The organism is Marinimicrobium sp. UBA4509, from assembly GCF_002388575.1.
Classification (GTDB): domain Bacteria; phylum Pseudomonadota; class Gammaproteobacteria; order Pseudomonadales; family Cellvibrionaceae; genus Marinimicrobium; species Marinimicrobium koreense.
Genome location: NZ_DGMV01000063.1, coordinates 6,529 through 13,387, shown reverse-complemented (window position 1 = coordinate 13,387; position 6,859 = coordinate 6,529). Strand labels below are relative to the sequence as shown.

Below are 6,859 nucleotides of genomic sequence, written 5' to 3'. Positions count from 1 at the left end.
CCATCCCTGGGGGCTTCTCGTCGACATCCATGTCTCCGAGAGTCTTGAACCGCCCTACGGATGCCTCGCTTGCACGTTTCTAGCGTAATTCTTTAAAGATCTTGAACAGACTCCGGACCGATTGCGTCGAGCGTTCAGTCACAATCCAGTAGTTGGTTTACCCACATTAGCTCTCGAGCGATACTCTCCCCCACCGAATCCGTCTTAAGGTGTTCGGGCAAAACGCCAAAGCTGTAGGTTTCCACTTCCCGGGGAATATCAGTTGCCAGTTTGGGCAGCAGTGTTTTCAGAAAGTCCTGGGTGGTGCCGCAGTCGCCCAGGTGTTCGAGGAAGATCGGTACGTGGAAATGGACCCGGCACTCGGTTGGCGTCAGACCGGCGTCCATGGCTGCTTCGAATTCGGGTAAGTCTGGGAAGGCGTGTAGCGTTCCATCGTTGGTTCGGGCCATGGCCTGGTGTAAGTAGACCGGCTCATTGAAGCCTTTGAGGTGCTCGACTTCTTCCGGAGTGTCGGCCTGTAGGGCGCTCGAGACCTGGACTTTGGCGATGGGGATTTCGGCTTCGGCCAGGCGTTGCAGGCAGGTGGCCGGGTCTTCGAATTCGACGGCCTGGTGGCAGCAGTCGAAGCACACGCCGAGGTGGGCGTTTTCGGCCAGGCTCAGACGCGGGCGCAGGCGTTGGAAGAAATCCAGCAGTTCGTCGGTGGTTTCAAGTACGCAGGCCGGTTCGGGTTCGATGGCGAGCATCAGGTGTACGCCGGTGCTTCGCTTCAGGTTGGCGAAGTGGGCGAGCACGTCCTGGATGTGGCCGAGTACGGTGTTCCAGTCTTCCGGTGCGAAGCCCTGTTTGAAGGCGACCGGTACCGTGGATATCGACAGCTGTCGGGCGTCCGGTTGCAGTTGTACGGCGATATCGCCGAGCTGACAGGTGTAGCGCACGCGCTCCTGGTCGCGCCAGTCCGGCAGGTAGACGTTTTCTTTGACCCGCTCGTTGTGGAAGGCGCCGTAGGGAAAGCCGTTGATGGTCAGCAGATAGGCGTTGTGTTCGCGACACCACTGCTGAAATTCCGCAACGGCCTGGGCGTCCACTTGCGCCGCCGCTTGCCCGGCAATGCGCAGTCCCAGAGGAAAGGGGCGCTGGGCGCTGTCGCCCAGTCGCTCCATCACTTCCAGTCCGTGGCTGTTGAGGTTGTGCATCACATCGGCCCAGCCTTCGCCGGGGTGAATGTTGCTGCAATAGGTGAGCGGTGCGTTCAGCTTGGCCATTGGTTCTCCAGCAATTGCTGACGGCACTGGTGCATGGTGTCCAGATCAATGTGGTCCACTTCTTCCGCTTCGCCCGCCGAGGTCAGCAGAGTGATGCACAGCTCGCCGCCCAGATGTTCGCGGAAACCCTGCAGGGCCGCATCAATATCCAGTGCTTCGAGGGCCGGATGACGCAGGGTAAAGCCGACGCCTTCGAGCGTGTCGCGAATGGCCAACAGGGTGTGCGTATCGATGGTACCCATGGCGTGGGAGTACAGCGAGTCCAGGGCAATGCCGATGGCCACCGCTTCGCCATGGCGCAGCTCGGAGTTGGAGAGTTCTTCCATCCGGTGGGCGCCCCAGTGGCCGAAATCCAGCGGCCGGGCACTACCCTGCTCAAAGGGATCGCCACTGGTGCGGATATGGTTCAGATGCAGCTCGGCGCAGCGGGCGATCATATGCTCCATGGCCTTGGGTTCAAACTCCCCCAGACGATGGCGCGCTTCGTGTAGCCAGTGGAAGAACTCGCCATCACGAATCAGCGCGACTTTTACCGCCTCGGCGATGCCGCAGCGGCTGTCCCGCTCGGACAGGCTGCTCAGCAGGTCATAGTCGTTGATCACAGCGTAGGGTGCGGCAAAGGTACCCAGGTAATTTTTCCGGCCCCGGTAGTTGATCGCATTTTTCACGCCGATGCCGGCATCGTTCTGGGCCAGGACCGTGGTGGGCATACGAATCAACCGGATGCCGCGATGCGCGGTGGCCGCCGCATAGCCCATGGCATCGATCACGGCACCGCCGCCAATCACCAATGCAAAGCTGTGCCGGTCGATCCGGTCGATTTGGGTACGCTGATAGAACTCATCCACTTCCACCGGGTCGTTCTTACAAATTTCGCCGCCGCGCACCATCAGAGGCGGCTCAATCAGCTCGATCCGGTCCGCATGAGCCTCGGCGTAAGCGCGCATGCGCTCTACCAGATCCGGGTGCCCCTTGAGCACCTGGTCATCGATCACGGGCAGAACCCGGTGACGTTTTTTACCCGCAAACGCGAGCACCTTGAGCAACACATCGCTCTCGGGGTTGAAGGTGTCCCGGTTGAAGTACACCGGGAACTCGTGCGTCATGGTAAACGCTTGGTGAATCTGCCACATGAGTTGCTACCGCTTCTTCTGCAATCAGTTGGGCACCGGCTCATCGACGCGGGGTTGTTGACCGCGCAGCACAGTGTTGTCGTTATAGGATTGGCGCTGGTCGATCACCGCCGGCCGGGAGAGCTCGTCGATGTCGATCTGACCGGACTGGGCGTAGGCGTCCAGGGCGTTCTGCCAACAGGTCAGCTCAATGGCTTTCTCTTCGATACCGCGCTCGCGCATCAGGTTGGCGGTCTTCGGTACCGACAGCGGATCGCTCACGCCCCAGTCGGCGGAGCTGTCGACAATGATGCGTTCCGGCCCGTATTTGCGGACCACTTCCACCATCCGCTCAGAGCCCATCTTGGTATTGGGATAAATGGTAAAGGCCGCCCAGGCGCCGCTGTTCAGCACATCGTCCACGGTCTCTTCGTTGTTGTGGTCGATCACCAGCTTTTCCATGGGTACGCCGATCTCCCGCGCCACATCAATGGAACGGATGATGCCGTTTTTCTTGTCCCGGTGGGGGGAGTGCACCATTACCACCATGTCGTGCTCGACGGCGAATTCCAGTTGGCGCTGATAGATGTACTCTTCGGCCGGGGTGATTTCGTCGTAGCCGATTTCCCCGATCGCCACGACCCCTTCTTTCAGGGCAAAGTTGGGCAGAATCTCCAGCGCCTCACGGGCCAGACCTTCGTTGTTGGCCTCTTTGGAGTTGATGCCGATGGTGCAGTAATGAGCAATGCCGAACTGGGAGGCGCGGAAGCGTTCCCACCCCACCAGGCTGGCGAAGTAATCGATGAAGCTGCCCACGTTGGTGCGCGGCTGGCCCATCCAGAAGGCCGGCTCAATGACCGCGCGAATGCCTGCGGCGGCCATGTTCTGGTAATCGTCGGTGGTGCGACTGCTCATATGAATATGCGGGTCAAAGTACTGCATAAGCACGCCTCTGTTATTCGGGTACGTTATTGATCAAGCGGAAGGCAGCTCGGCGAACAGGGGCGCAAACTGCGCCTGTTCGGAGCGCCCTGCGGTCGCGTTTTGCCAGTAGGGTAACACTTTCGGGTCCGCCGGCTCGACCGACGCCAGCCACTGCGTCTGCCCGGCACGGGCAGCGCCCATCAGCATCGCCTGCTGTTCAGTCGTTGTGGCCTCGGGCCAATGCTGCTCCAGAAGCTGGCGGACCCGCTCAGGGTGATGAGGGCCCAGGCAGAGCCAGAGCCCCAGGTGGTAGTGGCGCCCGGCGCTGTGGCGCTCTTCGGCCCAGTCCAGCGCCATCCGGGTCAGCTCCGGAGTGAGCCGCTGATCCAGCCCGGACACCCGGTACAGCGGGCAATCCAGAAACAGCGCCTTGATCACCAACTGGTGCCAGGCGGTATCGTCAAAGTGGGTGACCGGATAGGGCGAGTCCAGGGCAACGGCTTCAAAGACCGTCAACATATTGGTACGGCAGGCTTCGGCCGCCCGCCAGGTAAACCGCTCGCCGAGAGGCAGCAGAGGCAGGCTGCGGTAGAGCGCACAGGTCTCCCCCTCGTCGGCAAAGCGGAACAGCGCCTCGAACTCCTCGGCAAAGCTCGCCTGCTCCAGGTCGGGGCGCGCCAGAATCAGGTTGATGCGCAGCAGCTCGAGCCGATTCCAGGCCCGTGGGCTCCAGCCTGGCAGTGCGCCTTCAGCGGCGGCCAGCTCCGTGTCGGTCAATCCCAGGGGCTGGCGTTTGGCGTGCCGGCTGGCCATGGCCAGGAGGTTGGCAAAGGTCTGACCCTGGGCACCGTCGGTCACCTGGCCCTGCGCTTTGGCCCAGAAAGCCCGGCCGGACTCGGTCAGATGCTCATCCAACAACGCCTGCAATAATTGATGTACTGAATGCTCCGATGCCACTGCCACTACCTATAAATCATATAATTAGACGCTGGATTATACGCAAACGGTCAAGGGTAATCGAGTCACCCCAAGAAGGTAACCCCAGAATCGTAAGGAATCGTTTAACCCGCCCGGTCGCCCCACCCCATGCGGGCAACCAGACGCCCACAATTGCAATTCAGGGCATTTTCGGCAAAGCTTGCGCCTTTTAACAACCCGAACGACACGCCTATGCCCTCCAAAAAGCTCAACAAAGGCTCCTCCGGCCAGAACCGCAAAGCCAGTGAACAGTATATGGACAAGTTTCGTCAGAAGCCCGGCGTCCAGGAAACCGATTCCGGACTGCTCTACCGGGAGGTGGAGCCCGGCCAGGGCCTGGCGCCCACCATGGACGATAAGGTGGTGGTCAACCAGCGCATTCAACTGGTCAACGGCAAGGTGATTGGCGACACCTATCAGGAGGGAATGCCCGATACCTTCTGGATGAAGGAAGCCATCGCTGGTATTCAGGAAGGGTTACAACTGATGCAGGAAGGCGCTCGCTACGAGTTCGTGGTGCCGCCGGAGCTGGCCTGGGGCAAGAAGGGGGTGGGCAACAAAATCGGGCCCAATGCGGTGCTGATCTTCGACCTGCGCCTGATGGAAGTGGCTTTTAGTTAGCGTGTTACTCCAGCGCGGCTTTACACCGCGCCGGAGCCCACACCTCAAAGCTCGATTGGTTCGCCGTTAAGGCTTACTGACTCGGTCTCAATGGAGGAGACATTTTCCAGAATACCCAACTTATCGGCATGCTTGATGGTGACATCGTGTAACGTCACCCCGCTGATGGGTGCGCGCTCAAAGCCGCGCAAATGGAACACCCGCTCGGCATTCTCTACCACCATGTTACTGACATGGAGATCCTTCACCTTTGGCAGGTAGTCCCCGGCATCCCCCTCCTCATAATAAAAGTTGATCACGAAAACATCTTTCACCTGTCCGATCACGATATCCCGAATGGCGATATTCTCGATCAGCCCGCCACGCACCGAATTGGTCTTGATGCGCACCGCGCGGTCCAGCACCGGGCTGTCCATATGACACCGACGGGCAAACACATTGCGCGCACCGCCCGAGATTTCACTGCCAATCACCACCCCACCGTGACCGGCGCGCATCTGGCAGTCCTGAATCACAATATTCTGGATCGGTGTGGCCAGACGGCGGCCATCGGCGTTTCTGCCCGACTTGAGCGCGATGCAGTCATCCCCGGTATCGAACAGGCATTTTTCGATCAACACGCGGTTGCAGGACTCGGGGTCGCAACCGTCGGAGTTCGGTCCGTGACTGACGCATTGCACACCGCGCACAATCACGTCTTCAGACAGCACGGGGTTGAGCAGCCAGAAGGGGGAGTTGCGAATGGTGACCCCCTCGATCAGGACACGCTTGCAGCGGTAAGGCTGAACAAAGGGCGGACGCAGATAGTTGTCCTCGAACACCCGCTCCTCCACCGGCACACCTTGTTCTGCCATTTCAAACAGCGGCGTGCGAGTGTGCTTTTGATCCTCTACCGGATCAATGGGCCACTGAGCTCGACTCCAGCGTCCCTTCCAGGGCCACCAGACCGTATTGGAGCCATTGCCCTCCAGCACCCCTTGGCCGGTCACCGCAATATTTTCCTGTTCGTAGGCGTAAATCAGCGGAGAGTACCCCATCAGCTCCACCCCTTCCCAGCGGGTCATCACGTAGGGCTTGTAGCGTTCCGGGTCCGTGTAGAAAGACAGCACGGCACCTTTCTGCAAGTGCAGGTTGACGTTGGATTTGAGGTGCACCGGCCCGGTGTTGAACTGCCCCGCCGGAATCACCACCCGGCCACCGCCAGCGGCGGCACAGGCCTCAATGGCTTTGGCAATCGGGCCGGTATTATCGGTTTCCCCATCGCCCTTGCCACCGAACTCTGTGACCGGAAAATCCCGGTTCGGGAAGTCTGTTCGTGCGATATTGTCGATGATGTCGTCGGCCTGCTTCCAGAGCGCCTCATCGCGCCCAGCGTAGGCGGGGGAAGTTGGAGAGGTGGTGCTGCATCCGGCCACCGGCATTAAACCCAGGGCACAGGAAGACAGACCCAGCGCCTTCAGGCTGCCGCGTTTCTGTAGATCGATCATGTTTTCTATCCCGTCGGTTGATTGACTTTAATAAGTAGTTGTTATGACTCATCCGTGATCAAAGCCCTGCTCGTGTCGGCAGAGCCAAGGGGAATAGTGAGACAAAGTGAGGGGAGTTTCAAGAAGTGTGCAAACGGGAGGATTGCCTGGCGATCTGTCGAACCAGAGGGAGGTTCTTACCTTCCGAACACGCATAAAAAAACCCCGCTTCTTGCGAAGCGGGGTTTTTCTGTATGTGGCGCACTCGGGAGGATTCGAACCTCCGACCGCTCGGTTCGTAGCCGAGTACTCTATCCAGCTGAGCTACGAGTGCGTCGTCAACGGGGGCGAATATTAGAGATCTGAAGGCGGTTCGTCAAGTGTTTGATTGAAAAAGTTTTTTTGGAGATGGGTTTCGGCGGATGCGCTTCGCTCCGATGCGTCGGACCGATCCGCCCTACGGCCGAGCACAGCGGTATAAACCTGCGTAGGG

General features: G+C 59.6%; 6 protein-coding genes and 1 tRNA gene. 1 reads left to right on the top strand and 6 read right to left on the bottom strand.

All coding sequences use genetic code 11. The features are described 5' to 3' along the window. Positions 1–134: 134 nt before the first annotated feature. Genes eboE through B3520_RS12345 form a run of 4 tightly spaced genes read right to left on the bottom strand, consistent with a single transcriptional unit; the run spans position 135 to position 4,258 of the window. A complete protein-coding gene (gene eboE, locus B3520_RS12360; RefSeq protein WP_286804400.1) occupies positions 135–1,265 on the bottom strand; it encodes a metabolite traffic protein EboE in 1,131 nt (376 codons plus the stop codon). Further along, positions 1,253–2,398 carry a 3-dehydroquinate synthase gene (locus tag B3520_RS12355; protein WP_286804399.1) on the bottom strand — a complete coding sequence of 382 codons (1,146 nt, stop codon included), beginning with the start codon at positions 2,396–2,398 and terminating at the stop codon, positions 1,253–1,255. The genes eboE and B3520_RS12355 overlap by 13 nt, the downstream gene beginning before the upstream one ends. A gap of 24 nt (positions 2,399–2,422) precedes the next feature. Further along, positions 2,423–3,319 carry a TatD family hydrolase gene (locus tag B3520_RS12350; protein WP_024460636.1) on the bottom strand — a complete coding sequence of 299 codons (897 nt, stop codon included), beginning with the start codon at positions 3,317–3,319 and terminating at the stop codon, positions 2,423–2,425. A gap of 33 nt (positions 3,320–3,352) precedes the next feature. After that, the gene (locus B3520_RS12345) at positions 3,353–4,258 is read right to left on the bottom strand and encodes an EboA domain-containing protein (protein ID WP_286804398.1); all 906 of its coding nucleotides are present in this window, start codon (positions 4,256–4,258) and stop codon (positions 3,353–3,355) included. 213 nt (positions 4,259–4,471) lie between these two features. On the opposite strand from B3520_RS12345, the gene B3520_RS12340 reads away from it, so the two are divergent. Further along, positions 4,472–4,900 (top strand): FKBP-type peptidyl-prolyl cis-trans isomerase, encoded by a 429-nt coding sequence (locus tag B3520_RS12340; protein ID WP_286804397.1) that lies wholly within the window; start codon positions 4,472–4,474, stop codon positions 4,898–4,900. Positions 4,901–4,944: 44 nt separating this feature from the next. On the opposite strand, the gene B3520_RS12335 is transcribed toward B3520_RS12340, so the two are convergent. Then, positions 4,945–6,387, bottom strand: a complete 1,443-nt coding sequence (locus B3520_RS12335; RefSeq protein ID WP_286804396.1) for a glycoside hydrolase family 28 protein — start codon at positions 6,385–6,387, stop codon at positions 4,945–4,947. 236 nt (positions 6,388–6,623) lie between these two features. Further along, positions 6,624–6,700: transfer RNA gene (locus B3520_RS12330), tRNA-Arg, on the bottom strand. Between the last annotated feature and the right edge of the window lie 159 nt (positions 6,701–6,859).